This is a genomic window from Rhizobium sullae (genome assembly GCF_025200715.1).
Classification (GTDB): domain Bacteria; phylum Pseudomonadota; class Alphaproteobacteria; order Rhizobiales; family Rhizobiaceae; genus Rhizobium; species Rhizobium sullae.
On record NZ_CP104143.1, the window covers coordinates 178,594 to 204,225 of the forward strand.

19 protein-coding genes and 1 pseudogene are annotated in these 25,632 nt (G+C 62.0%); 11 read left to right on the plus strand and 9 right to left on the minus strand.

The features are described 5' to 3' along the window. Positions 1-15 precede the first annotated feature (15 nt). From tnpA to N2599_RS00910, 3 genes and pseudogenes are all read right to left on the minus strand, one after another. Positions 16-263 (minus strand): annotated as a pseudogene (tnpA, locus tag N2599_RS00900) (IS200/IS605 family transposase); the annotation flags it as partial. Beyond that, positions 259-1,329, minus strand: coding sequence for a D-alanine--D-alanine ligase family protein (locus N2599_RS00905; RefSeq protein ID WP_027513317.1), 1,071 nt, complete (start codon positions 1,327-1,329; stop codon positions 259-261). The gene N2599_RS00905 and the pseudogene tnpA, both read right to left, overlap by 5 nt. A gap of 36 nt (positions 1,330-1,365) precedes the next feature. After that, positions 1,366-1,932, minus strand: coding sequence for a cysteine peptidase family C39 domain-containing protein (locus N2599_RS00910; RefSeq protein WP_375714130.1), 567 nt, complete (start codon positions 1,930-1,932; stop codon positions 1,366-1,368). A gap of 243 nt (positions 1,933-2,175) precedes the next feature. Between N2599_RS00910 and N2599_RS00915 the strand changes: the two genes are divergently transcribed. After that, entirely contained in the window at positions 2,176-2,739 is a 564-nt protein-coding gene (locus tag N2599_RS00915) for a nucleotidyltransferase family protein (RefSeq protein WP_027513319.1), read from the plus strand. Between the two features lie 63 nt (positions 2,740-2,802). Here N2599_RS00915 and N2599_RS00920 read toward each other — a convergent pair whose 3' ends face one another. After that, on the minus strand, positions 2,803-6,543 hold the full coding sequence (locus N2599_RS00920) for a peptidoglycan-binding protein (RefSeq protein WP_027513320.1): 3,741 nt from the start codon (positions 6,541-6,543) through the stop codon (positions 2,803-2,805). 450 nt (positions 6,544-6,993) lie between these two features. Here N2599_RS00920 and N2599_RS00925 point away from each other — a divergent pair, with 450 nt between their 5' ends. Continuing rightward, complete coding sequence (locus tag N2599_RS00925; RefSeq protein ID WP_027513321.1) at positions 6,994-8,277, plus strand: cystathionine gamma-synthase family protein; 1,284 nt, start codon at positions 6,994-6,996, stop codon at positions 8,275-8,277. Between the two features lie 5 nt (positions 8,278-8,282). On the opposite strand, the gene N2599_RS00930 is transcribed toward N2599_RS00925, so the two are convergent. Continuing rightward, a complete protein-coding gene (locus tag N2599_RS00930) occupies positions 8,283-8,654 on the minus strand; it encodes a hypothetical protein (protein ID WP_037143893.1) in 372 nt (123 codons plus the stop codon). A 96-nt stretch (positions 8,655-8,750) separates the two neighbouring features. Then, positions 8,751-10,172 carry an aminotransferase-like domain-containing protein gene (locus N2599_RS00935; RefSeq protein ID WP_027513323.1) on the minus strand — a complete coding sequence of 474 codons (1,422 nt, stop codon included), beginning with the start codon at positions 10,170-10,172 and terminating at the stop codon, positions 8,751-8,753. Between the two features lie 105 nt (positions 10,173-10,277). On the opposite strand from N2599_RS00935, the gene N2599_RS00940 reads away from it, so the two are divergent. After that, positions 10,278-11,138 carry a DMT family transporter gene (locus tag N2599_RS00940; protein WP_027513324.1) on the plus strand — a complete coding sequence of 287 codons (861 nt, stop codon included), beginning with the start codon at positions 10,278-10,280 and terminating at the stop codon, positions 11,136-11,138. A gap of 33 nt (positions 11,139-11,171) precedes the next feature. Here N2599_RS00940 and N2599_RS00945 read toward each other — a convergent pair whose 3' ends face one another. Next, positions 11,172-11,648 carry a VOC family protein gene (locus N2599_RS00945; RefSeq protein WP_027513325.1) on the minus strand — a complete coding sequence of 159 codons (477 nt, stop codon included), beginning with the start codon at positions 11,646-11,648 and terminating at the stop codon, positions 11,172-11,174. 202 nt (positions 11,649-11,850) lie between these two features. Here N2599_RS00945 and N2599_RS00950 point away from each other — a divergent pair, with 202 nt between their 5' ends. The 7 genes from N2599_RS00950 to N2599_RS00980 all read left to right on the plus strand — a co-directional run bounded on the left by N2599_RS00950 (position 11,851) and on the right by N2599_RS00980 (position 19,861). Continuing rightward, positions 11,851-13,647, plus strand: coding sequence for an acyl-CoA dehydrogenase C-terminal domain-containing protein (locus tag N2599_RS00950; RefSeq protein ID WP_027513326.1), 1,797 nt, complete (start codon positions 11,851-11,853; stop codon positions 13,645-13,647). A gap of 102 nt (positions 13,648-13,749) precedes the next feature. Beyond that, complete coding sequence (locus N2599_RS00955; protein ID WP_027513327.1) at positions 13,750-14,958, plus strand: acetyl-CoA C-acetyltransferase; 1,209 nt, start codon at positions 13,750-13,752, stop codon at positions 14,956-14,958. 26 nt (positions 14,959-14,984) lie between these two features. After that, the gene (locus tag N2599_RS00960; RefSeq protein ID WP_027513328.1) at positions 14,985-15,176 is read left to right on the plus strand and encodes a hypothetical protein; all 192 of its coding nucleotides are present in this window, start codon (positions 14,985-14,987) and stop codon (positions 15,174-15,176) included. 34 nt (positions 15,177-15,210) lie between these two features. Then, positions 15,211-17,427 carry an FAD-dependent oxidoreductase gene (locus N2599_RS00965; RefSeq protein ID WP_027513329.1) on the plus strand — a complete coding sequence of 739 codons (2,217 nt, stop codon included), beginning with the start codon at positions 15,211-15,213 and terminating at the stop codon, positions 17,425-17,427. Positions 17,428-17,701: 274 nt separating this feature from the next. After that, positions 17,702-18,142, plus strand: a complete 441-nt coding sequence (locus tag N2599_RS00970; RefSeq protein ID WP_027513330.1) for a hypothetical protein — start codon at positions 17,702-17,704, stop codon at positions 18,140-18,142. Between the two features lie 3 nt (positions 18,143-18,145). Further along, positions 18,146-19,372 carry an HlyD family secretion protein gene (locus N2599_RS00975; RefSeq protein WP_027513331.1) on the plus strand — a complete coding sequence of 409 codons (1,227 nt, stop codon included), beginning with the start codon at positions 18,146-18,148 and terminating at the stop codon, positions 19,370-19,372. Between the two features lie 111 nt (positions 19,373-19,483). Then, positions 19,484-19,861, plus strand: a complete 378-nt coding sequence (locus tag N2599_RS00980) for a VOC family protein (RefSeq protein ID WP_027513332.1) — start codon at positions 19,484-19,486, stop codon at positions 19,859-19,861. A gap of 334 nt (positions 19,862-20,195) precedes the next feature. On the opposite strand, the gene N2599_RS00985 is transcribed toward N2599_RS00980, so the two are convergent. Continuing rightward, positions 20,196-21,398, minus strand: coding sequence for an MFS transporter (locus tag N2599_RS00985; RefSeq protein ID WP_027513333.1), 1,203 nt, complete (start codon positions 21,396-21,398; stop codon positions 20,196-20,198). Positions 21,399-21,534: 136 nt separating this feature from the next. On the opposite strand from N2599_RS00985, the gene N2599_RS00990 reads away from it, so the two are divergent. Next, on the plus strand, positions 21,535-22,122 hold the full coding sequence (locus N2599_RS00990; protein ID WP_027513334.1) for a TetR/AcrR family transcriptional regulator: 588 nt from the start codon (positions 21,535-21,537) through the stop codon (positions 22,120-22,122). Here N2599_RS00990 and N2599_RS00995 read toward each other — a convergent pair. Continuing rightward, positions 22,082-25,585, minus strand: a complete 3,504-nt coding sequence (locus tag N2599_RS00995) for a PAS domain-containing hybrid sensor histidine kinase/response regulator (protein ID WP_027513335.1) — start codon at positions 25,583-25,585, stop codon at positions 22,082-22,084. The genes N2599_RS00990 and N2599_RS00995 overlap by 41 nt on opposite strands. Positions 25,586-25,632: the final 47 nt, after the last annotated feature.

Here is a 25,632-nt window from a genome sequence, read left to right on the forward strand (position 1 = left end):
CGGAAACCCCGTCCTTCAGGCGGGGAGGAAAGCGCGCGACCTTCTTTGGGTCTCGACATACTGCCGGACAATGTCCAAAGGCGCGCCGCCGCATGACGCGGCGAAATATGACGGCGACCACAACACGCCCTTGAAGTGCGCCCGGCCACTTCCGGCCTGGCTTCGCGTAGCAGTCGGCTCGACACGCCCTTGAGACTGTTGACGAGCTTCGACAGCTGGACGGTCGGAGGATAGTTCACCAGCAGATGGACGTCATCGTCATCGACCGGCGCGTGCCAGCCCATGCGCCACGAGCCGGTCTATGATCTCGGCGTAGCTGACGCCACTTGCCGCCATTGCCTTGGAATACATGCTGATATCGGTGAAGCCGGGGATGGTGTTGATCTCGTTGACCAGGAATTGCATGTCTGGCGTCAGGAAAAAGTCGATGCGCGCCAGGCTGTCGCAGCCGACGGCCCTGAAAGCCCTTGCGGCCATATCCCGCATGCCGGCCTCGACCTCCGGCGGCAGCTCGGCCGGCACTTTCAGCGCAGCGCCTTCCTCGTCGATATATTTCGCATCGTAGCTATAGAAGCCATGACTTTCCGCCGGCACGATCTCGCCCGGCCGCGAGACGAAGAGGTTGCTCGCCGTATCCTCCAGCACGCTGAATTCGATCTCGCGCCCGCGAACGAATTCCTCGGCCAGCAGCTTGCGATCGTGCTTGAAGCCTTCGGTTAGTGCCCCCTCGAATTCCTGGCTGGCATGGATCTTCCTGACGCCGACCGACGAGCCCTGCCGCGCCGGCTTGATGAAAAGCGGGAGGCCGAGTTCGCTTTCCAGTGCGGCGAGTGAAGGTTCTGTACCCTGATGGATCGTCGTCGAGCGCGCGACCGGCACCCCGGCCGCCTTTAGCAGTTGTTTGGCGATGTCTTTGTCCAGCGCAGTCGCCGATCCGAGAATGCCGCAGCCGGCGAGCGGCACGCGGGCAACCTCCGCAAGGCCCTGCACCGAGCCGTCCTCACCATGCAGGCCGTGAAGGACCGGAAAGAGGATGTCGATCGTGGGCAGTTCGTAAGCCGGTCCGCCAGCAGGAATTGCGAACACACGCCCGCGTCCGCCCGGTACGAGGCAGACCTCGGTCCCTTTTTCGGGTTTCGCAAGCGTTCCATCCTCGAAGCTGCTCAACAGCCATTGTCCTTCGCGGGTAACGAACACTGGAATGGCATCGTATTTTTGAGGTCCCAGCACACGCATCACGTTCGTCGCCGAAAGCACAGAGACATCGTGCTCGGTCGAGCGCCCGCCGAATAGCACCGCAATCCGCAGTCGGTTCGATGCATCGATCATGTAAGTGTCTCCGGGATGACTTGTCGTTGAAAAGACTTAGAAGCCGACGGCGATGCCGCGGTTGGCGAAGAAGCGGTCGAAGACGGCAAGCGGCAGCGTTACATGCGCCTGGCTTTCCGGATTGTGTCCTGACGGATTGTGAAAGCGGATGGTCTCTGGCGAGGCGGCTGTTACCAGAACGAGGTGGCCACCTTTGGACGGCGGCGCGCGCTCCGGCCAGCGGATTGCATGATGCACGGAGGCGATGAAGAACTGCCCCTTCGAAAGGAGCTCGGGAATGGAGGCCGTATCGACATTCGTCTTTGTCTCCGCACCCAACCCGAAACGTTCGGTGACGAACTTGACGAAAGGCGCATAGATCAGTCCCTTGATCGAGGCATCGGCTTCGTTGACGACATAGCCGCCATAGGCCGTGCAGCCGCGGGCAAGCTCGAGTGTCGGATGGATTTCGCCGCGCGCGGCAAGGATCATCTTCAGGCAGGCCATGCCGCAGACATTGATGGCCCAGCGGGCATATTCCTCGATCGTCTCCGCGCCAGAATGCCGCCACAGCGGATCGCGCATGAGCGCAGCAGAACCCTCCGCCACGACCGGCAGCGTCATCTCCGGCGTTTCCCATTGGCTGAAATAAGGCACGTCGGCTCGCCGAATATTCACGAATCCCCCATCGGTGATCAAATCACGCCGGGAAATTCCACAAGCAAAACGACCCTTTTGCGGCGGACGCAAAAAGGCCGTTCGAAATTGCGGTATAGATAGTATGCCACAAGGAAGGTGGGCGACTGTCGGAGGGTCGTTGACATCGAGAACCAAGGCAATCCCAACCTGATCGCAAGGAGAGCAACTTTGTCGATCACCGAGCAGCAGTTCTTCGCTTACGTCAGAGAGAATCCTATTAACGTCCAGTTGCTGGAGGAGCTGTCCGCTCTGCAGCTACCGCAGTGCATGCTGACTGCCGGGTGCCTCGTCCAAACCGTCTGGAATCTCAAAAGCGGGAATGATGCGCAGTTTGGCATCAAGGATTACGATGTCTTTTACTTCGACGACCGTGACCTCTCCTGGGAAGCGGAGGACATGGTCATCCGCCGTGCCAGGGAATTGCTGGGCGAACTCTCGGAAAAGGTCGAGATCAAGAACCAGGCTCGCGTTCACCTGTGGTACTCAGAGAAATTCGGGAAGCCATATCCGTTCCTGAAGAACGTCGAAGACGGCATCGACCGCTATCTTACCTTATGCACGCGGATTGGAATACGCATCGAGGACCGCGGTCTCTACGCACCGGACAAGCTCGACGACATGTGGCACGGCATTCTGCGAATGAACCCACTCAATCCTCAGCCGGATTTGTTCAGGTGGAAATGTGACGAGTATCTCGCTCGTTGGCCATGGATCTCGATCATCACTTTGTGAGCTGACGGAAGAAAAGGCGGTGCTCGACCACAGTCGGGATCGGACGCTTTCCTTGTTCTTCCATCAAGCCTTGGTCGTGTTCTTGGCGTTGCGCTCCAGGAGCGCCTTTACCGTGTCGTCGTTGATTCTGCCGCTCGGCTCCTGGCCGATCGATTTCTGGAAGCTCTTGATCGCCGCCGTCGTCTTCGCGCCCATCTCGCCGTCCGGCGTCCCGGCGTCGAAGCCGCTGTGATTGAGGATTGCCTGGATGTTGCGGATCGCCTTCTTCATGTCAACGGTCGAGGTCTTCGTGCCGTTGCCCGCCCAGCCATCCGGAATTTCGATGCCGTTTGCCTTATTGTCGAGAGGCTGCGGCTTCCAGGCGCCCGCTGCAGCACGGGCTTTTTCGAGATCGGCGGGCTTCATGGCCTTTGCCACTTCGTCGCGCTTGGCGCCTGCATCCTTGTCGCCGCCCTCAGCGGCGATGGCGAACCACTTGTAGCTTTCGCCGAGGTCCTGGGCCACACCGTTGCCGCGGGCGCAAAGGATGGCGAGATTGAACTGGCTGTCGGTGATGCCGAGATTGGCAGCCTTCGTGAACCAGTTTGCCGCGGCCGCATAATCCTGCTCGCCGAGCGCGCCGGAGGCGTAGAGCACGGCTAGATTGTGCATGGCGCTGGCATTGCCCTGATAGGCGGCCTGCTCGTAGAAGGCCTTGGCCTTGCCGATGTCGCGCGTAACACCGGTCCCCTTCTCGTACATGCTGCCGAGGCGATACTGCGCCGGAGCAAAGCCCTTGTCGGCTGCAAACTGATACCAGTTGGCAGCCTGCGCCTGGTCGGCCGTCAGGCCGTTGCGGCCTTCCGTGTAGCGTGCGCCGATCTCGAAGAGTGCGAGTGGATCGCCGTGGCGGGCGGCATCGGCAAGCGCCTGCGGCTGAATGGTGCCCGGCACGGAGATGGAAGGTGCCGCTGGCGTGACGTTTGCGGAAGCCGGAGCATCATTGGGTGCGAACGCAGCCGCATCCTGCGCCGGTCCCCCCGGCGTCAGCGTCGAAGCGCCTTCACCGTCAAGCGGTACGGTGTCGGTCAGGTGATCGGTCGGCGCAGGCTGCATGGCCTCGGTCGTGGCTTGCGCCGTCTCGGCTATGGGCTCTGCCATGGCCTCGGGTTCCGTGGATTCTGCCGGAATGCCGGCCGCCGTTGCTTCCACACTCTGTTCGGGCATGGCTGAACTGTCGGCTGCAACGGGGTTCCGTGCGGCATCCGAAAGCACCGAGACTTCGGCCGGAGGCGCCTGTTCGCCGCTCGTCAGCGTGCGGGCGAGCGGGAAGGCCATGATGGCGAGCAGCACGGCACCGGCAGCGAGCAGGAGCGGACGGCGGAAGCGGCTGAAGGCGCTGGCGCCGCCGGCAGGCTTCGGCGCCTTGGATTTCTTCTCGGCTTTGACTGGCTGCGCCCTTGGATCGGCTTCCATGGCCGCCGCCTGAGCCGCACGGCGGGCGGCGGCGATATAGTCGGCGCGCTCGTTCTCCGTTGCCGGCTTTGGATTGTTGCGGGCCGCCGCCTGGCTGGCGCGCACCCGCTCCAGGATCTTCTTCACGTCCGGTGCGCCCGAGCCCGGCTCCAGCGGCTCGTTCGACGCTTCGTCGCTGGGCATAAGATCGACTGGATCGATCGACGGCGCGGGATCGATGACGGTCCGCTCGACAGCCTTCGCCTTCTCCTGCCTTTTGCCCGGAATCAGCCGCTTGCCGAGAGCCGCAAGCAGGCTCCCCTTCACTGGCACTGCGGGGGGAGCGGATTTGGTCGCGGCTTCGATCGCAATCGCGCTCGTCTCGGCTGTGGGAACCACAGGCTCGCTGACGGAATCCGCCGCACGCATCAGCGGCGAGGCACCCTTCTGGCCGAACACGGCCTGCGTTTCGGTTTCCTCGGCGCCGGCGGGGACCAGTGCGTAAGGATCGATCTCGAAATCGGCACTAGCGACCGGCATGCGGGCCGCTGGCCGGCTGCGGGTGTCCATGTCGTCAAGGCGTTCGGCAATCTGGACCAGCGTCTCGTGCAGCGCCTGGAAGGTCTTGTGTGTGCGATCCTCGCTGCTGCGGCTGAGCTCTTCCAGTTGCCGCAGATCTTCTGCGAGCGCATTCAGTGCCGACATGTCGGCGGCTGGGACCGTGCCGGCCTGCAAACCGCCATTGCGGGAATAGGCCTCGACGACGGCTTCGGCTGCCTGACGGGCAGCCTCGATGATGTATTCGTCGCTGGTCGCCATGTAGTCTTCGAGCGCGCCCATGCGGCGGTCGAGCTCGACCGGAATGCCGTCACCCGCGCGCGGCGTGTTCATCAGCGCCGAGAGGTTGGCGATCTGGTCTTCGAGGTTCTTGAGTGCTCGCGAATCCGTCGCAGGTGCGGCCGTGCTTTCCTCAAGGCGTGCCGCGATGTCGCTGAGCCGTCCCTCGATGCGGCGGAACGCACCATCGTCGGCAGCCGCAGCGGTCAAAGGCTGGACTTCCATCTGGTCGATACGGCGAGCGAGATAATCCAGCCGCTCCGCCAGTACGTCGTTGACCGCGCCGCTCTCCAACGCGTCGATCTTGCGGGAGATGTCTGCGAGCGTGCCGTTGAGATCTGCCTGCGGAACCGCCTTCTGGGCGCGTTCGAGCATGAAGGAAAGCTGCTCGAGCCGCTCGTCGAGCCGTGCCGTCGCTTTTGTATTGGCCATCTCCTCGACACGCAGCGTCAGTATTTCCAGCCGGTCGGCGAGGCCTTCGGCGGGCAGGGCGCGGCTTTCCGCGCTTCGGCCCACCATGTCGATCTGTTCGGCCAGCGCATTCAGCCGGCCTTCGAGGCGATGCATCAGCGCCGGGTCGCCGCTTGCAGCACTTCGGCCGCTTGCCGCGATCGCACGGCTGATTTCGTCAAGGCGCGTATCCATCGCGGCAAACTGCTCGGCCATGGCGCGGTCATGCGGCTGGATCATGCTGCCGAACTGTTCCATCGCGGTCGCGATCGAGATCAACTTGTCTTCCAGCGCGCGCACCGCCGGACTTTCGCCCATGCCGCCGATGTGGCGCTTGATGTCGTCGAGCCGGTAGGCGAGCGAGACCAACTCTTCCTGCAGGCCTGCCGTATCCAGCGCATGCAGCTGGTTCTCGAAGCCGTCCCAGCGGTGTTCCATGTGGCGGATGGAATGTTCGCGGGCGAGCCCGTCCATCAGCGACCGCAGCTCTTCGAATTCGCTGCGCAGACCCGCAGCCTCAGGCCCAGCAGAACGGCTGGAGAGCTGATTGATGCTCTGGGCGAGCCGGCTCATGTCTTCGCGGATGTCGTCGGCGAAACGTCCGTCCTGCGCGCTCGTCTTGATCTCGCGCAGTTCCGTGCGCAGCGCATTCATCTCGCGTGCCACACCCTCCGAAATGTCGCGCTTCAGGTCCTGGCGCAGGTTGACAAGAGCCTGGGCGATCTCGGTCATCGTGTCGGGCGAGGTGCCATAGACAGGTGCAGCCTGCGGTGCCGGCATGCGCGAAACCGGCGCCGGTTCATGGTAGGCTGGCCGTTCACGGCCGGCGTCGAGCGTGCGCTGGCGCTCGCGGATTTCTGCAAGCGGATCGGGTCGGGTTTCCGCCCGCGCATAAGGCTGTCTCGGTTCGTAGGGTCTGCTGTAGCTTTCGCGCTCGGGCGCGGCGGGCTGCTGCCTCGGTTCGCGGTTGCCCTTGCCCATCAGCCCTTCGATGCGCGCCTCTAACCCCTCGATCGTGCGGTTCAGGGCATCGAGCGATGCCCTGTCGGGATGCCGGGGGATATTGGATCGCGATCCGTTCATCTTCCTGCTCGCTTCGTCTGCTCGGACCCCCGTCAGGGCCAGGCCATTGGCTTGAGAGACCGTTCACCAGAGAGCAGTTGATTAGACTTTTCTCAACTTGAACGGCGTAGCGGCACTCCAAGTAAACGCGAAACTTGAAAAAGGAATGCGGATCACCACTGCTCACCCCGCACCTTTCACGAAACGTGGTAAACAAGCCGTTAATTTCGGCGATATTTTTTTAACGTTTGAATAATCCGGCACAGATTTCGGGCCGAATGCGCCATTCCCTGATGGGTTCATCACCAAGCTGGCCGGTCGGTCTCAGCGGCAATCGTCTGCACCAAATTTCGCATTGCTCCGCGGGAGTCGCTTCCAAAGACATCCTCCTGCGCCAAATAGCAGGAACGTGCCTTCGCATTTGATATAATTTGCCGTTTCAGTTCCAATCCATCGGCCGAGGAGACCGTCATGACCGCGCCGCATCCTTCGAGAACCCATATCGGCAATCACGCGCTGCATCCGGAAACGCTGATGTTGAACTACGGCTACGATCCGGAGCTTTCAGAAGGCGCGGTCAAGCCGCCGGTCTTCCTGACCTCGACCTTCGTCTTCAACACCGCAGAGGATGGGCGCGATTTCTTCGACTATGTGTCGGGCCGCCGTGAACCGCCGGAAGGCAAGGGGGCAGGCCTCGTCTACTCGCGCTTCAACCACCCGAACAGCGAGATCGTCGAAGACAGGCTCGCCGTCTATGAGCGGACGGAAAGCGGCGCGCTCTTCTCGTCAGGCATGGCGGCGATTGCAACCACGCTGCTTGCCTTCGTCCGGCCCGGCGATGCGATCCTTCATTCGCAGCCGCTTTATGGCGGCACCGAAACGCTGCTGGCGAAGACCTTCCACAATCTCGACGTTGCTACCGTCGGATTCGCCGATGGCGTCAAAGAGGCTTCGGTCAGGGCCGCCGCTGACGAGGCCGTGTCGAAAGGCCGCGTCTCGGTCATCCTCGTCGAAACGCCCGCCAACCCGACGAACAGCCTCGTCGATGTCGCCATGATCCGCCGCATCGCCGATGCGGTCGGAAAGACGCAGGGCCACACGCCGATCGTCGTCTGCGACAACACGCTGCTAGGCCCGGTCTTCCAGCGACCGATCGAACACGGCGCGGATATCTCGCTCTATTCGCTGACCAAATATGTCGGCGGCCATTCGGATCTCATCGCCGGCGCCGTCCTCGGTCCCAAGGCGATTGTCAAACAGGTGAAGGCGCTGCGCGGCTCGATCGGCACGCAACTCGATCCGCATTCCTGTTGGATGCTCGGCCGTTCGCTGGAAACGCTGCAGATCCGCATGGAGCGGGCAAACAGCAATGCGCGCGCCGTCGCAGACTTCCTCCGCGACCACCCGAAGGTCGAGAAGATCCACTATCTGCCGTATCACGATCCGGAATCGCCGGTTGGCCGCACGTTTGCCGCGCAGTGCACCGGCGCCGGCTCCACTTTCTCTTTCGATATTAATGGCGGCCAGCCGGCCTCGTTCAAGTTCCTGAACGCGTTGAAGATCTTCAAGCTTGCCGTCAGCCTTGGCGGCACGGAATCGCTCGCCAGCCATCCGGCTGCGATGACCCATTCCGGTGTGCCGGCAGATGTGCGCCAGCGCATCGGCGTTCTGGAATCGACCATCCGGCTGTCGATCGGCATCGAGCACCCGGATGATCTGATCGCCGATCTGGCGCTCGCTCTGGACGAAGCGTAAGGGGCTCAGGCCGCAGCCGTCTCCCGTACATCGTCGAGCAGAAAATGCGCGACGATGTAATTCGTCGTGTAGTGCCTGCCGCTATCGGAGGTGTTCTCGACGCTGCCGCCGTCAGCCGGGTGCCAGGCATGGTAATGCGGATTGGTGGTGATCAGCGTGATTGCCTTGCCGGCAAATTCTCCGCCGAGCCGGTAGCGTGCTTCCGCCAATGGCCAGATGCGCTCGTAATCCTCCATCGGAATGCGGATTTTCAAAGCCTGCCTGCTGATCGCCTCGCTCCGCGATCCGTCCTCATGGATGACCGCCGGCAACGTCAACGTCACTTCCTCTGCACCGCTCAGGATGGAATTGAACTCCTCAGGCCACATTCGTCTCATGAAATCGCTCCTCCCAGGGCTCTCTTCGGTTAGCCAGCGAAATGTAGCGTGTTCGCCCGGAGAAGCAAACGCTGCTTTCGGCCAGTGATTGCCGAGTCAGCGGCCCGCGCCGCGCGCCGCATTGTTCAACGCCCTTTCCAGCGATCGGAAAATCCTCGGATCGGCCGATTGCGCCACATTGAAACGAAGGAAGCCGCGTGCTGTCTGCGACAGGCTGAACGCATTGCCCGGGGCTAGGACGACGTTGTCGGCAAGGCAGGCTTGCGCAATATCGGCAGCGTCTATGCCGTCCGGCAACCTGCACCAGAGAAATATGCCGGCCTGCGGCCTTATCCATGGCGTGATGCCGAGCGGCGCAAGCTGCGCAACCGTCTCGTCCATGGCCTTTGAGAGACGAACGCGCAGTGCATCGAGATGCTTGCGATAACTGCCGTCCTTGAGGAGCAGCAGGATCAGTTCGGATGAGAGCCGCCCGCCGCCGATGCTTGTCGCCATCTTGAGATCGGTGAGCGGCTCGATCCACTCCGGCCTGGCGGCGATGAAGCCGCAACGGACAGAAGCGGAAAGCGTCTTGGAGAAGCTCCCGATATGCACCACGCGCTCCAGCCCGTCGAAGGCGGCGAGACGAGGGGCGGGTTCGTGCTCAAGGTCGGCGAAGATATCGTCCTCGATGATTGTTAGCCCGGCCCGCTCGGCAAGCTTCAGAAGGCGGTGTGCCACAACCGGTGAACACGTCGCGCCTGTCGGGTTATGGATTGATGAGTTGGTGATGTAGAGCCGCGGCCGGTGCCCATCGATTGCCCGCGCGAATGCCTCGATGTCCGGCCCGTCGGGCGTCATCGGAACGCCGATGGCATTGGCCCGGTGAGCGCGCAGCAGTGCATGAAAATTGAAGTAGCGCGGGTCGTCCACCAATATGGCATCACCGGGCTCGATCAGAAAGCGGCACAGGAGATCGATTGCCTGCGTACCCGATTCCGTAAGAATGATGTGGTCGGGAGCTGCTGGAATGCCGCGCTCGCCCATGCGGCGCGCGAGCAGTTGCCTCAGCGGTGGCAGGCCGAGCGGCGTTCCGTAGTCTGCGAGCACGCGTCCTTCGCCACGGGAGATGGCACGAAGCGCTTTCCGTATTGCCGCTTCCGGCATCCAGCTCGCCGGCAGCCAACCGCATCCGGGTTTCAGCAGTTCGGGGCCGTCTTCCAGCGACTGCCGGTAGACCCACAATGGATCGATCGCCCGATCGAGCTTCGGCCCGATCTCGGAAAGCGTAAGCGGCGCCAGCGGACTGGAAACATAAAAGCCGGAACCCGGCCGCGAACGGATCAGGCCTTCGGCGCCTAGCCGCTCATAGGCTTCCACGACGGTCGAAGGCGAGACCTGCATCGTCTTCGCGAAGGCGCGCACCGAAGGCAGGCGTGACCCCGGCACGAGCCTGCGAGCTGTGATCCGGCTGCGGATTTCCGCCATCACCGCTTCAATGCGTTTGCCGCCCTCTGCTCCCTTGACCGCTTGTTCCATCTGTACTGCATCCGTATCCATAACAGTTTGTCGAAACTGTACAGCATTGTCGCTGGCGCCGCCATGCCCTTCGGTTCATAGCGGCAGCAGCTAAGGAGCATGACGATGGATAAGACAGGCGGCTGGATCAATGGCTTTCTGGGCGTGCTGATCTTCAGCGGATCGCTTCCGGCGACGCGCGTGGCGGTCGCAAATTTCGACCCGCTGTTCCTTACCGTCGCCCGCGCCGCGATTGCAGGCATCCTTGCCCTTTGCCTGCTGCTCGCCTTTCGCGAAAAGCGTCCCGGCCGCGCCGATCTTCTCTCGCTCGCGGTCGTGTCGCTCGGCGTGGTCATAGGCTTTCCGCTGCTCACCGCATTTGCGCTGAAGCATATCACCTCGGCTCACTCGACGGTTTTCATCGGTCTGCTGCCGCTCGCGACCGCCGTCTTCGGCGTGCTGCGCGGCGGCGAGCGCCCGCGTCCGGTGTTCTGGCTGTTCTCTTGCCTCGGCAGCGCCATCGTCGCGGGTTTTGCGCTGATGCGAGAAGACTCCGCATCCTCGGTCGGCGATCTCTTGATGCTGGCGGCAATCGTCGTCTGCGGGCTGGGCTATGCCGAAGGCGGGCGGCTGTCGCGCAAGCTGGGCGGCTGGCAGGTGATCTCCTGGGCGCTCGTTCTCTCACTGCCGGTCATGCTCGTGCTGTCTGTCGCCGTCAGGCCGCCGTCCTTCCCGGATGCCGCGAGCACGTCATGGATCGGCCTTGCTTACGTCTCGCTCTTCAGCATGCTGATCGGCTTCATATTCTGGTATCGCGGCCTTGCGCTCGGCGGTATCGCAGCCGTCGGCCAGTTGCAATTGCTGCAGCCCTTCTTCAGCCTCGCACTTGCCGCTGCACTCCTGCATGAGACGGTAAGTGCAGGCATGTTTGCGGTTACGCTGGCCGTGGTCGCCTGCGTCGCTGGCGCGAAGAAATTTGCTCGATAGCGCCGCAGGCGGACTGCGGATCCGGCATCCCGCTTAGCCGCGGAACGCCGCTTCCAGCTTCGCAATATCGAGCCTGACCATACTGAGCATGACTTCGGTCATGCGCCGCGCCTTGGCGCGGTCCGGGTCGGCCATCATCTCGCCGAGCACGCGCGGCACGATCTGCCAGGAAAGCCCCCAGCGATCCTTCAGCCAGCCGCATGCCTCCCCCACGCCGCCGTTCTCCAGGAAGCCGTCCCACAGCCGGTCGATCTCGGCTTGTGTCTCGCATGCGACAACGATTGAAAAGGAATGATTGAGCGGGTCGAGCGGCCCGGCCTCCAGCGCCGTGAATTCCTGGTCGCCAAGCCTGAACTCGATTACCTTGCAACTGCCCTCCGGCCCGCTCGGCGTATCCGCGGGAACCACGGTCGTGCGCCGGATGGAAGAATTCGGCACCATCGAGACATAAAATTCGACGGCGTCCTTTGCGTCCTTTTCGAACCAGATATTCGTGCTGACCTTAGTCATTTACATGGCCTCCTCGTCCATTACTGTCAGTGTTTTGACAGTCGAAGGACGTTTCAAGCGCAGGTCACCCGACAGGCGTAGTGGATTCTTTCCTACAAATTTGCGCGAATACAGAATTTGACGTTTACGCAAACGTCAATATTTTGTAAGAGACTCTCAAATGCCGGTGCCGTCCGGTTGCCGAATTGGAGGAATTCGAACGATGCCAATCTACAAGGCCCCGGTTAACGACACGCTCTTCGTGCTGAACGACGTGCTCGGTATCGAGCGCTACAATAATCTGCCGGGCTTTGGCGACGCGACGCCGGATATGGTCGAGGCCATTCTGAGCGAGGCGGCAAAGGTAGCAGAGGAAGTGCTCTTCCCGCTGAATTATTCCGGCGATCAGGAAGGCTGCAGGCGGGCGGACGACGGCTCGGTCACGACGCCGAAGGGCTTCAAGGAAGCTTACAAGACCTATTGCGAAGGCGGTTGGGTAGGCCTGGCGGTCCCCGAAGAATTCGGGGGCCAGGGGCTGCCTTATACGCTCCATTGTGCCGTTGGCGAATATACCTCCGCCGCCAACATGTCGCTGATGATGTATCCCGGACTGACCCAGGGCGCGATCGCCGCGATCTTTGTCCATGGCTCGGATGAGCAGAAGCAGACCTATCTGCCGAAAATGGTTGCCGGCGAATGGTCCGGCACCATGAACCTCACAGAGCCGCATTGCGGCACCGATCTCGGTCTGCTGCGCACCAAAGCCGTGCCGCAGGGTGACGGCAGCTACAAGATCTCCGGCCAGAAGATCTTCATCTCCGCCGGCGAGCACGACATGACGGACAATATCGTCCACCTAGTCCTGGCCCGCATCGAGGGTGCGCCCGAGGGAACGAAAGGCATCTCGCTCTTCATCGTCCCGAAATTCCTCATCAAGGACGACGGCATGCCCCGTGACCGCAATGCGGTCTCCTGCGGCGCGATCGAGCACAAGATGGGCATCCACGGCAACGCCACCTGCGTCATGAACTACGACGAGGCGACCGGCTTCCTGATCGGCGCGGAAAACCGCGGCCTGAACGCCATGTTCGTGATGATGAACGAGGCCCGCCTCGGCGTCGGCCTGCAAGGCCTCTCGATCTCGGAAATTGCCTATCAGAACGCCGTAAACTACGCCCGCGAGCGCATCCAGGGCCGTTCGCTTTCCGGCCCGAAGGCGCTGGATAGACAAGCCGATCCGATCATCGTCCATCCCGATATCCGCCGCACGCTAATGACCATCCGCGCCTTCAATGAGGCCGGCCGCGCCTTCCTGCTCTGGACTGCGCTGAAGTCGGACATCGCCCACCGCTCCGCAAGCGATGCCGAACGCCAGACGGCGGACGATATTCTCGGCCTCGTCACCCCGATCCTGAAGGGCGTGATGACCGACAAGGGCTTCGATCATGCCGTTATGGCCCAGCAGGTCTTCGGCGGCCACGGCTACATCGAAGAGCACGGCATGAGCCAGTACGTGCGCGACGCCCGCATCGCGATGATCTACGAAGGCGCCAATGGCATCCAGGCGCTCGACCTCGTCGGCCGCAAGCTTGGCTTGAACGGCGGCCGCGCCGTCGTGGCGCTCTTCAAAGAGATCGGCGATTTCTGCGAGGAGAACCGCAACGACGTGAAGATGACCTTCTTTACCAAGAACCTGAAGAAGGGCTTGAACGACGTGCAGGCGGCGACCATGTGGTTCATGCAGCATGCGATGGCAAAGCCCGACAATGCCGGCGCCGGCTCGACGGACTACATGCATCTCTTCGGCCTCGTCGTTCTCGGCTACATGTGGGCGAAAATGGCAAAAGCCGCCGAGGATGGCCTTGCCTTGGGCGATACCTCGCGCGAAAGCTATCTGCGGAACAAGCTCGTGACCGCCCGCTTCTTCATGGAGCGCATCATGCCGGAAACCGCGCTGCGCAAGGCCCGCATCGAAACCGGGGCCGAGACGATGATGACCTTGCCCGCCGAGGCATTTTGATCCTGCTCCCTCCCCCTTGTGGGGAGGGTTGGGCGGGGGTCTTTCTCTCCCCGCCGTGACCAGATTTGAGGCAAGTCGTTTGCCACCCAGGGAGATGAGACAATGACCGAGGTTTTCATTTACGATCACGTCCGCACGCCGCGCGGCCGCGGCAAGAAGGACGGCTCGCTGCACGAGGTGCCCTCCGTCCGCCTCGCCGCCAAGACGCTGGAGGCGATCCGCGACCGCAATGGGCTCGACACCAAGACGGTCGACGATATCATCATGGGCTGCGTCGATCCGGTGATGGATGCCGGCGCCGTCATCCCCAAGGCCGCCGCCTTCGAGGCCGGCTATTCGACGCACGCCCCCGGCATCCAGATCTCCCGCTTCTGCGCCTCCGGCCTCGATGCCGTGAACTTCGCGGCCGGCAAGATTTCGCAAGGGGCCGATGACATCGTCATTGCCGGCGGCGTCGAAAGCATGTCGCGCGTCGGCCTCGGCATGTCCGGCGGCGCCTGGTTTATGGACCCGTCGGTCAATTTTCCCGCCTATTTCATGCCGCAGGGCGTCTCGGCAGATCTGATCGCCACCAAATATGGCTTTAGCCGCGACGACGTCGACGCCTATGCCGTCGAGAGCCAGAAGCGCGCGGCGAACGCCTGGGAGAAGGGCTACTTCAAGAATTCCGTCATCCCGGTCAAAGACCAGAACGGCCTGACGATCCTCGCTCATGACGAGCACATGCGCCCCGGCACCGACATGCAGGCGCTGGCCTCTCTCAACCCCTCCTTCCAGATGCCTGGCGAGATGGGCGGCTTCGAGGCCGTCGGCATCCAGGCCCATCCGGAGGTCGAGCGCATCAACTACGTCCACCACGCCGGCAATTCCTCGGGCATCGTCGATGGCGCCGCCGCCGTGCTGCTCGGTTCCAAGGTCGGCGGTGAAAGCATGAGCCTCAAGCCCCGTGGCCGCATCAGGGCCTTCGCCAATATCGGCTCCGACCCGGCCCTCATGCTGACAGGCCCCGTCGACGTGACCGAAAAGCTGCTGAAGCGCACTGGCATGCAGCTTTCCGACATCGACCTCTTCGAGCTCAACGAAGCCTTCGCCGCCGTCGTGCTGCGCTACATGCAGGCCTTCGGCATCGATCACGACAAGATCAACGTCAATGGCGGCGCCATCGCCATGGGTCACCCGCTCGGCGCCACCGGCGCGATGATCCTCGGCACGGTACTGGACGAGCTCGAACGCCGCGATCTCAACACCGCGCTCGTCACCCTCTGCATCGGCGCCGGCATGGGCACGGCGACGGTGATTGAACGCGTCTAAGGGGATTGCCGAGCGGAGACGAGCCAATGAGCCAGAACGAGACGAAACGTCACTTCGAGCTTCGGAATCTGGATAAGGACATGGAACAAGCTTCTGCCGAGGCATCCCATGTCAATCCGAAGGAGCAGGCGCGGCGACTGCGGAGCGAGAATCGCTTCCTGCTGCTGTTCCTCGTCTTGGTCATTGGCGTGAGTTGTTACCTGCTCGGCGTCTTTTGAAAGCTTGAGAAATTTAGGGAAGAGGAAATCCCCAATGAGCACCTACAAGAACTTCACCGTCAGAACCGACGCCGACGGCATCGCCCTCGTCACCTGGGATATGCCCGGCAAGTCCATGAACGTCTTCACCGAAGAGGTGATGGACGAGCTGAACGCCATCGTCGACGCGACCGTGGCCGATACCGCCATCAAGGGCGTCGTCATCACCTCCGGCAAGTCCACCTTCTCCGGCGGTGCGGACCTTTCGATGATCAAGTCGATGTTTACGCTCTACCAACAGGAAAAGGCAGCAAACCCTGAGACAGCTGCGCAAAAACTCTTCGATCAGGTCGGCCGCATGACCGGCCTCTTCCGCAAGCTCGAAACCTGCGGCAAGCCATGGGTCTCGGCGATCAACGGCACCTGCATGGGCGGCGCGCTGGAAATGTCGCTCGCCTGCCATGGTCGCGTCGCGTCCAATGCCAAGTCGGTCAAGATCGCACTCCCCGAGGTCAAGGTCGGCATCTTCCCGGGAGCCGGCGGCACGCAGCGCGTCGCGCGCCTTGCCGATGCCCAGTCGGCGCTGCAGATGATGACGACCGGTCAGTCGCTCTCGGCCTCCCGCGCCAAGGCGATGAACCTCGTGCATCAGGTGGTCGAACCGGATCAGCTGATCGCCGCCGCCAAGCAGATGATCAAGGACGGGCTCAAACCCGTGGCCCCCTGGGATGAGAAGGGCTTCAAGGCGCCTGGCGGGGGCATCTGGACTCCGGCGGCCGCCCAGCTCTGGCCCGCCGCACCCGCGATCCTCCGCCGGGAGACCGCCGGCAATTATCCCGGCGCGCTCGCCATTCTCAAATGCGTCTATGAAGGCCTGCAGGTGCCCTTCGATACGGCGCTGAAGATCGAACAGCGCTATTTCACGCAGGTGCTGCAGACTACCGAAGCCTTCTCGATGATCCGCTCGCTCTTCATCTCTATGCAGGAACTCGGCAAGGGCGCCCGCCGCCCGGCAGGCGTGCCCAAGACCGAGCTGAAGAAAGTCGGCGTCGTCGGCGCCGGCTTCATGGGCGCCTCGATCGCCTATGTCACGGCCGCAGCGGGCATCGACGTCACCTTGATCGATCGCGATATGGATGCGGCCAACAAGGGCAAGACGACCGGCGAAGGGCTGGTGAAGGACTCTATCGGTAAGGGACGTCTTACGCAGGAGGAGGGCGCCGCCATCCTCGCCCGCATCACGCCCTCCGTCGATTACGCCGATCTCAAGGACGCCGATCTCGTCATCGAAGCGGTCTTCGAAGATCGCGAGGTCAAGAAGGACGTTATCGAAGCCGTCGAGGAAGTGCTGCCCGAAGGCGCGATCTTCGCCTCCAACACCTCGACCCTGCCGATCACCGGCCTGGCAAAGAATTCCAAGCGCCCAGCCGATTTCATCGGCATCCACTTCTTCTCCCCCGTCGAAAAGATGATGCTGACGGAAGTCATCCTCGGCAAGGAAACCGGCGACAAGGCGCTCGCGGTAGCGCTGGATTACGTCGCCGCCATCAGGAAGACGCCGATCGTCGTCAACGACACCCGCGGCTTCTTCGTCAATCGCTGCGTGCTGCGCTACATGGCCGAAAGCTACGACATGCTGATCGAAGGCGTGCCGCCGGCGATGATCGAGAACGCCGCCAAGATGGCCGGCATGCCGGTCGGACCGCTGGCGCTGAACGACGAGGTCGCCATCGACCTGTCGCTGAAGATCCTCAAGGCAACGGTGGCGGACCTGGGCGACCAAGCCGTCGACCCGCGCCACATGGAGCTCGTCTCCCGCATGGTCGAAAAGGAAGGCCGCTTCGGCCGCAAGAATTCCAAGGGCTTCTACGATTACCCGCCGAAGCCCGCCAAGAAGTCGCTCTGGCCCGACCTCAAGACCTTCTACCCGCAGAAAAATGCGGACAAGATCGACATCAACACCCTGAAGCAGCGCTTCCTGGTCACCATCGCCCTCGAGGCTGCCCGCACCGTGGAAGAAGGCATCGTCACCGACCCGCGCGAAGCTGACGTCGGCTCCATCCTCGGCTTCGGCTTTGCCCCCTATACCGGCGGCGCGCTGAGCTACATCGACGGCATGGGCACGAAGACCTTCGTGGAGCTCTGCGAAACGTTAGCTACGGCTTACGGGTTGCATTTCAAGCCGACGGCGCTCTTGAAGGAGATGGCGGTGAAGGGCGAGACATTCTACGGGCGGTTTGACCCCTATGGGAAGGAGAAAGAGGCGGCTTGAGCCGCCTCTTTGAGCCTCCACCTGCATGAGCCCGTGTCATCCAAGTTATGGCAGGCGGTCGCCTTCGTATGATATAGTGAGAAGCATACGCAGAATTGTATGGCATTCTGGATGGTAAATTCTTCATGCGGGGAACTTGAAGCCAACAAATTTACCGGACTTGGTGTCTGAATAATCAAAACCTGCGATTCTGTGAAAATATATAGAGTTTTCTGCCCATACTGCTTGTATTGCTGAAGTCATCATGATTCTCCAGCTGGGAGGGGGAGTGTAAATGGCGCAATCGATGCATCCGGCCGCGGTTGATCACGTGCCAGGCTTTATTACAGAGCCAGGACAAGCCGATTATCTCTTCAATGGCGTTGCCATTTTTCTGATTGTTGCCGTTCTCGTGATTGGCAACCTCTACTTCCGGCTCCATGCCGTTCCGGAGCGCATCGCGCATCGCACCAATAAGGTGCAGATGGAGGTTGTGGCGGTCCTGGTGCTGATCTCGCTCTTCACGCACAACCATCTCTATTGGATTGCCGGCCTCCTGCTGGCCTTTGTGCGCATCCCGGACTTTACGACGCCGCTCTACTCGATCGCGCAATCGCTGGCAAAGCTTACCGGCCGTGATCCAGTAACCAGCGGCGATCCCGCATTGATAACCGAAGAGCCGGTGGGGCCGGCCGAGGTGAAGTCGAAGACCGGTGTGCACGGAGAGGGTGTCTGATACATGTTCGAGTTGCTGCTCTGCTCTATGCTCACCGTCTTCCCGGATTATCTTTATCGGCGTTATGTTCAGGGAAAGCGGATCGGTCGCGAGATCACGCTTTACAGCGTGTGGTACGAACTGCGCTGGGGTATTTCCGCCTGCCTGATCCTCACCATTTCGCTGATCACCATGATCTTCTATTTCCATCCCACGACCAAGAATGTCACAGCTGTATTCCGCACGGTGACGATCCTGCCGGAAGCAGCCGGACGCGTCGTGGACGTCTATGTCGGGGTGAACGAGAAGGTGGCCGCCGGCGCACCGCTGTTCCGCCTGGACGACTCGCTGCAGAAAGCAGCGCTAGAGACGGCACGTCGAAAGATCGCGGAAGTCGAAGCGGAAACCACGGTGGCTCAAACCGAACTGGCCGCTGCAGACGGCCAGATCCAGGAGGCCGAGGGCGCCCTTCAGGTTGCAGTGGACGAATACGAGATGAAGTCCCAGCTGTTGAGGAACGATGCCGTCGCCCGAAGAGAGGTCGTCCGTCTGGAAAACACCGTCGAAAGCCGCAAGGGTGCGGTGAGTGCTGTGCTTGCCAACAAGCAGACTCTCGAAGCCAAGATCAATGTCCTGTTGCCGGCGCAAAAGGCAAGCGCCGAAGCTGCGCAGGCGCAGGCTCAGGTGGAACTGGACAAGACGCTCGTTCGGGCCGGCGTTGCGGGAACCGTCCAGCAGTTCGCGCTGCGTCGGGGCGATGTCCTCAATATGATGCTGCGTCCGGCCGGCATTCTCGTTCCTGCGGAAGCAGGGCGAGGCACACTGATCGCCGGTTTCGGCCAGATCGAAGCGCAGGTGATAAAGCGGGGAATGATCGCCGAAGCGACCTGTATTGGAAAGCCGTTTACCATCATTCCACTGGTCGTGACTGACGTTCAGGATGTGATCGCGGCTGGACAGTTACGTCCGACGGATCAACTTATCGATGTCCAGCAAATGGCGCGTCCGGGAACCCTGACCGTCTTCCTGCAGCCGCTCTTTCCTGGAGAACTTGATGACATTCCACCGGGAAGCAGTTGCATCGCCAACGCCTACACGAGCAATCACGAGGCGCTCGCCGACGAGAATATCGGTACGATGCGATGGCTGTTCCTGCACGTGGTGGACGCCGTCGGGCTCGTGCACGCCATGATCTTGCGGATGCAGGCGATGCTCCTCCCCGTCCAGACCCTCGTGTTATCAGGCCACTGAAGGGCTGCCGAAGTCTCGGGAGAAGTGAAATGACCGCTTCGCCCGCAGCCGCAAGCGAGGCTTGATGGTTCGCATTTCTGTGCTGCCCGCACCACCTTCGGGAGACCTTCCATGGCCACCATCGCTGAGATCGTTTTCGAATCCGAAACCCCCTCGCGCCTTGCCGCCTTCTGGGCGGCCCTCCTCGATGGCTATCAAATCCGCCCCTATGACGAGGCCGAAATCAGCCGGCTGGCGAAGCTTGGCTTTACGCCGGAGACGGACCCGACGGTGATGGTGGATGGCCCTGGCCCGTCGCTCTGCTTCCAGCGCGTCCCGCTGCGCGACTACAGCAACAACCGCGTCCATCTCGATATCGCCGTCGATGATGTTCCGACCGCGATCGAACGCATCACCGTGCTTGGCGGTAGCGTCCAGCGAAGGGAAGCAGGCTATACCGTCATGAAGGACCCGGAAGGCAACCAGTTCTGCATCGTGCCTCGGCGATAGGCCTTCGGTCTGGCACCGTCGCAGTCCCCTTGCTCTGTCATCCTCGGGCAGGTTTTCGGGATAAGCGCCACACCGGTGAGGGAGGCGTTTATACAGCTCTAAAGACGAAAGCTGCTGTCACGGAGACGAAGAGTCCGGGGAAAGCTAGGCGTCTACTCGGCGCAGCTTCTCGATGAGGAGTTCACCCGTTGCTACGATGTGATCTTTCAGGAGCCGGCAAGCCGGTTTTGCCTTGCGGCTTCGGCATAACTCGAGAATTTGGTGATGCTCTTCCTGGGACTTTGCGCGATGCGCGATGCGGAGAATGAGGAAAACGGCGCATGAAGCGCAGGGCTCAGACGACGGCAGTCTTTGCCCGTTCGGCGCGCACGGCCATCAGCCCAGCGAGGCTGACCAGAATGATCGCCGTCGCATAGATATCGGTCGTCGGCGCGTAACCGAGCGATTTTGCCAGGAAGCCGGCGAGAATTGCGGGCAGGCTGAAGGCGAGGTAGCTCTGGATGTAGAAGGCCGAAAGCAGTCCGGCGCGCTCGTCGGGCTTGGCAAGCGGCAGGATGGTTCCGACCGAGCCAAGGAAGTTCGTGCCGAAGCCCATGCCGGTGAAAAGCGTGCCGAGGATCAGCACCGGCACGTTCGTCAGATGCACGCCGGCGACGACTGTCAGAATGCCAAGCGTTGTCGCCGAAACGCCGAAGGTGAGGTTCGCCCGCGGGCTTTTGGCCCGGCGCAGGAAGACGGCGGCCGCCCCCGAAAGCATCAATGCCGTCACCACCGCTCCGCCCGTCAGCGGCGCCCGGCTGCCGGTCGTCGAGACCACGAGGGAAGGCACAAGCGAGAGGTAGAAACCGCCGAGCGTCCAGTTGGCGATATTGATCGGCGTAACGAGTGCCAGTGGCCGCTTCGCCTGCGCCGGGATCGCGATACGGGGTTTCAGCGAGCCGATGACGCCCGGCCGCGTGCCGCCGGTTTCCGCCGTCAGCCAGATTGCCAGCGCCTGGACCACGAAGGCGGCAAGCAGCAGGCCGTAGACGAAATGCAGCGGGAAGGGGCCGTACTGGATGAGCGCGCTGGTGCCGACCGCGCCGACCGCCATGCCGGAAAGTGGCGCGATCGAATTGACGAGCTGGCCTTTTACCCGGTCGACGTCGACAAGTGCCGCCCCGATCGAGGCGCCCGCAATGCCGGTCGCAAGCCCCTGCACGATCCGCGCCGCGATCAGCCAGCCCGGTCCGCTTGCTACCGTAAACAGTGCCATTGCCGCGATCTCCATGGTGAGCGCGCCGAAGATCACCGGCTTGCGGCCGAGATGATCGGAGATCGACCCGGCAATCAGCAGCGCCGCCAGAAGCGCGAAGGCATAGACCGCGAAGATCACCGTGATCAGCACCGGCGAAACCGCAAAGCTCTCCTCGTAGATCCGGTAAAGCGGCGTCGGTGCTGCCGACGCGCCGAAGAAGGTGGCGAGCGTCACGGCATGGAAGGCGATCGGGTTTTTCGGGGAAGCGGCAGTCTCTCTGGATTTGCTGACCGAGAACATCTATATACCCCTTAAAGCTAAATCGTTGCGTTTGCCTGATGTAGGGGATGCCGCGTTAAAAGCAAATTATTTGCGTTAATGGTACTATCAAAGTTTTTGAACCATAAGCGCCGGGTGGAAAAGGTGGGTTGAAGGCATGGCAGGAAAGGAAGGCCCGCGTCCGGGAGGCAGGAGCGCAAGGGTCCAGGCGTCGGTCCATAAAGCCGTGCGGTCACTGCTTTCGAAGATGGATCGTGCGGAGGTCACCGTCCCGCTGATCGCTGCGGAAGCCGGCGTGACGCCCTCCACGATTTATCGCCGCTGGGGCGACCTGCAGGAATTGCTGGCCGACGTTGCCGTTGAGCGCTTGCGTCCGGATATGGAGCCGATCGACACCGGCAGCGCGCAGCAGGACTTGCAGACCTGGGCGGAGCAATATTCCGAGGAAATGTCGTCAGGCCCGGGCCGTGAGATGATCCGCGACGTGCTCGCTGCACAGGGCGGCACCGGCGCTTACCAGTGCTGCGGCTATACGATGCAGCAGATCAAAATGATCGCCGCGCGCGCCGCGTCTCGCGGCGAGAGTTTTCCGGAGGTCGACGCCGTCATGGACCGTGTCGTTTCGCCGATCATGTATCGAATTCTCTTCGGCAACGCGCCCTCGGTCGACCGCGTCCGCGACTTGGTGAACGGCGTCATGGAGATCACTCCGCCGCGGCACGCTTCAGCCCGGAAATCTGCGTGATGAAGGCGCGAAGCGCCGCCGGGCGCACCGGCTTGTGCTGGATGGCGATGCCATGGCGCTCCGCCTCCACCCTGACCTCCGGTGTCCGGTCGGCGGTCACCAGCAGCGCCGGAAGATCGGTCTCGAAGCGCTCCCGCAAATTCAGGATCGCGGAAATCCCAGTTCCGTCGCCGAGATGATAGTCCGCGATGATGAGATCGGGCGCGGGTTGACGCGTGCCGAAGGTCGAGGCCGCGGCAAGGGAGTGGATGGCCTCCACCTCGCAGCCCCAGCCGGAAATCAGGAGACGCATGCCTTCGAGGATCTTCGCTTCGTTGTCGATGCAGAGGATCCTGAGACCTTTGAGGGGCTGCGGAACACGATCGGCCGGCGCGTGGGAAGGAGAGGTCTCGCTCACTTTCGAAACATCGAGCGGCACGACGATGCGGAAATCGGTGCCCTTGCCATGCGTCGAATGCAACTCGACCGGATGGTTGAGGACGCGGGCGATGCGGTCGACGATCGAAAGGCCGAGCCCGAGGCCGGAGGCCGTCTTCGCGCCTTCCTCGAGCCGCGCGAATTCCTTGAACACGGTGCGGAATTTCGAAGGCGGAATGCCGATGCCCGAATCCATCACCTGGATCACCACCTGGTTGCCCCGCCGCCGGGCTCCGACGAGGACCTTGCCGGTCAACGTATATTTGATGGCGTTGGAAACGAGGTTCTGCACGAGGCGCCGCAGCAGATTGGGGTCGGAGCGGACCTTTAGCGATGTCGGCATGATGACAAGTTTCAGTTTCTTCGCCCGGGCAACCGGCGCGAAATCGGTCTCGATGCGTGCGAGCAGGCCGGCAAGCGGCACGGATGTCAGTCGCGGCCGCATGGCGCCGGTGTCGAGCCTCGAGATATCGAGAACGGCACCCAGGATGGTCTCGACTGATTCCAGCGCGGAATCGATATTGCGCACGATCGGACCGTTTTCGGACTGCGCGATACGCTCGACGAGGGCGGAGGAATAGAGCCGCGCCGCATTCAGCGGCTGCAAGATATCGTGGCCGGCAGCGGCAAAGAAACGGGTCTTGCCGATGTTCGCCTCGTCGGCGGCCGCCCTCGCCTCGCCAAGTTCGCGGTTGACGCGCGTCAGTTCCGCCGTTCGCTCGGCGACGCGCTGCTCTAGCGTTTCGTTCGCCTGCTTCAGCGCCTGGTCGGCCGCCACGCGCTGGGTAATGTCGGTAAAGGTTGCAACGATGCCCTTGTCCGGCATGGCGTTGGACCGCACTTCGATAATCCGCTCGCCGCCGCCGAGAACGAGGGAGAAGGGTTTGTCGAGCGTCAGAAAATGCCGGACGGTTTGGCTGAGTTGGGCAGCCGGGATGTCGCCGCGCTGGCTCAAGATTGCCACGATCTCCGAAAGCGGAAAGCCGACACGGCCGACATCTTCCGGCAGGTCGAGAAGCTGGCGGAAGCGACGGTTCCAGATCGTCAGCTGATTGGAGCTGTCGAAGACGGCAATGCCCTGGTCCATCTGCGAAAGCGCCGTCTGCAGCATGTCCTGATTATATTGCAGCGCCTCGCTTGCCTGGTCGAGCAGCCAAGCCGTATCGGCGGACGCGTCCTCCGTCTTCTGCAGGATCAGCGAAAGTACCAGCCTCGCGGAGGAGGAGCCGATGGCGCTGCCGAGCAATTGTTCGGTGAAATGGATAAGCGCCATGTCGGCCGGCTGGTCGTCCTCCAGCCTGCGGCCGGAATTCTGTTCGTATGTCGCAAGCGACCGCTGCATGCGCTCTTCGCCGAGGTAGCGCGAGATTGCCGTTTTCAGATCGCCGACGCTGATGCGGGTCTTCCATCCGCGGGTCGCAAATTGCGAGCGCGACTGCCGCTTCACGAAGATGCCGGCCTGGATGCGCTCCAGTGGACGAGCGTTGCGCGTCATCGAGCCGATGATGAAGAAGCCGGTATTGATGAGCAGGCTCATCGCCGTGGCGTTGACCAGCGGATCGGCGTTCACCGATGCAAAGAGCGCCGTGCCCGGGAAGATGAAGCTGAGGAAGGCGGAGGCGACATAGGAATAATCCGGCCCGCCGAGCGAAGGCAGGAAAAGCAGGTAGAACCAGACAACGAAGCCGGACGTCAGGCCGAGGATGGCGCCGCGCGCGTTCGCCCGCCGCCAGATAAGGCCGCCGAAAAGCGCAGGCGCGATCTGGGCGATCGCGGCGAAGGACAGAAGACCGATCGAGGCGAGGCCCGCCGTGCTGTCAGTCGATCGGTAATAGGCGTACCCGAGCAGAAGCACAGCGAAGATCGCGCTGCGGCGGATGTTGAGGAGGCTCTTCGCAAAATTGTCGCGCTGGCCGGCACGTCCGGCGAGCTTCCGGCGCAGGAAGATCGGCATGATAATGTCGTTTGACACCATGATCGAAAGCGCGACGGAATCGACGATGACCATTGCTGTCGCTGCCGAAAAACCGCCAATGAAGGTAATCAGCGAGACCAGCCACATCTGGCCGGCAATGGGCAGCGACAGTACGTAAAAATCGGCGTTGCCCGCGCCGCCAAAGATCAGCAGGCCGCCGATTGCCACCGGAAGTACGAAGAGATTGATGGCGACGAGATAGATCGGAAAGAGATAGCCCGCGAGCCGCAGCTGCTTCGCCGAGCGGTTTTCAACGACGGTGACGTGAAACTGGCGCGGCAACAAGATGATCGCAAAGGCCGACAGCACGATCAGCGTGATCCAGCGGCTGACCGGCGTCCGGAAGTCAAGGGTTGCGTTGACCAACTCGTTGTCCACGCTTTTCCGCCAAAGATCGGCAGGCCCGTCGAACAGGAACCAGACGACGCAGATACCGGCGGTTAGGAAGGCGACGAGCTTGACGAGCGATTCCATCGAAACGGCGAGGATCAGGCCGTCCTGGTGCTCGGTCGCATCGGTATGCCGCGTGCCGAACATGACGGCGAAACAGGCAAGCACCAAGGTCGCGATCAGCGGCAGGTCGAGGAAGTAGAGATTGCCGCTGCCAATGCCGTAATCCGACGGATTGACGATTGCGGTCACGGTGCTGCTGATCGCCTTCAGCTGCAGTGCGATATAGGGAATTGTGCCGACCAGCGAGATCAGCGCCACCGTCGTCGCGACCGTCGGATTCTTTCCGTAGCGGGCGGCGATGAAATCCGCGACGGAGGTAAGCTTTTCGGCCTTTGCAAGCTCGATGATCCGGCGCAGCACCGGCATGCCGAGCGTGAAGACGAGGATCGGGCCGATATAGATGCCGGCAAATTCCAGGCCGCGCTGAGAGGCAAGCCCGACGCTGCCAAAATAGGTCCAGGACGTGCAGTAGATCGCAAGGCTGAGCGCATAGACGACCGGCCAGCCACCGTCTGGTATGCCCAGCTTCTGGCTTCTACGGTCGCCATAGCTTGCGACCGCAAACAGCAGCAGCAGGTAGGCGAAGGCAAAAGCGATGATGACCCAGCCTGGCAGCATTGACCCTCCGCCGGCGCACGATCCGCCGGTTCTCCCAGAAGACATCA

Excerpts from the sequence above, each read along its gene's own strand:
- N2599_RS00905 (WP_027513317.1), bottom strand. The coding sequence starts at position 1,329 with ATGATCGATGCATCGAACCGACTGCGGATTGCGGTGCTATTCGGCGGG.
- N2599_RS00910 (WP_375714130.1), bottom strand. The coding sequence starts at position 1,932 with ATGACGCTGCCGGTCGTGGCGGAGGGTTCTGCTGCGCTCATGCGCGAT.
- N2599_RS00920 (WP_027513320.1), bottom strand. The coding sequence starts at position 6,543 with ATGAACGGATCGCGATCCAATATCCCCCGGCATCCCGACAGGGCATCG.
- N2599_RS00925 (WP_027513321.1), top strand. The coding sequence starts at position 6,994 with ATGACCGCGCCGCATCCTTCGAGAACCCATATCGGCAATCACGCGCTG.
- N2599_RS00930 (WP_037143893.1), bottom strand. The coding sequence starts at position 8,654 with ATGAGACGAATGTGGCCTGAGGAGTTCAATTCCATCCTGAGCGGTGCA.
- N2599_RS00935 (WP_027513323.1), bottom strand. The coding sequence starts at position 10,172 with ATGGAACAAGCGGTCAAGGGAGCAGAGGGCGGCAAACGCATTGAAGCG.
- N2599_RS00940 (WP_027513324.1), top strand. The coding sequence starts at position 10,278 with ATGGATAAGACAGGCGGCTGGATCAATGGCTTTCTGGGCGTGCTGATC.
- N2599_RS00945 (WP_027513325.1), bottom strand. The coding sequence starts at position 11,648 with ATGACTAAGGTCAGCACGAATATCTGGTTCGAAAAGGACGCAAAGGAC.
- N2599_RS00950 (WP_027513326.1), top strand. The coding sequence starts at position 11,851 with ATGCCAATCTACAAGGCCCCGGTTAACGACACGCTCTTCGTGCTGAAC.
- N2599_RS00955 (WP_027513327.1), top strand. The coding sequence starts at position 13,750 with ATGACCGAGGTTTTCATTTACGATCACGTCCGCACGCCGCGCGGCCGC.
- N2599_RS00960 (WP_027513328.1), top strand. The coding sequence starts at position 14,985 with ATGAGCCAGAACGAGACGAAACGTCACTTCGAGCTTCGGAATCTGGAT.
- N2599_RS00965 (WP_027513329.1), top strand. The coding sequence starts at position 15,211 with ATGAGCACCTACAAGAACTTCACCGTCAGAACCGACGCCGACGGCATC.
- N2599_RS00970 (WP_027513330.1), top strand. The coding sequence starts at position 17,702 with ATGGCGCAATCGATGCATCCGGCCGCGGTTGATCACGTGCCAGGCTTT.
- N2599_RS00975 (WP_027513331.1), top strand. The coding sequence starts at position 18,146 with ATGTTCGAGTTGCTGCTCTGCTCTATGCTCACCGTCTTCCCGGATTAT.
- N2599_RS00980 (WP_027513332.1), top strand. The coding sequence starts at position 19,484 with ATGGCCACCATCGCTGAGATCGTTTTCGAATCCGAAACCCCCTCGCGC.
- N2599_RS00985 (WP_027513333.1), bottom strand. The coding sequence starts at position 21,398 with ATGTTCTCGGTCAGCAAATCCAGAGAGACTGCCGCTTCCCCGAAAAAC.
- N2599_RS00990 (WP_027513334.1), top strand. The coding sequence starts at position 21,535 with ATGGCAGGAAAGGAAGGCCCGCGTCCGGGAGGCAGGAGCGCAAGGGTC.
- N2599_RS00995 (WP_027513335.1), bottom strand. The coding sequence starts at position 25,585 with ATGCTGCCAGGCTGGGTCATCATCGCTTTTGCCTTCGCCTACCTGCTG.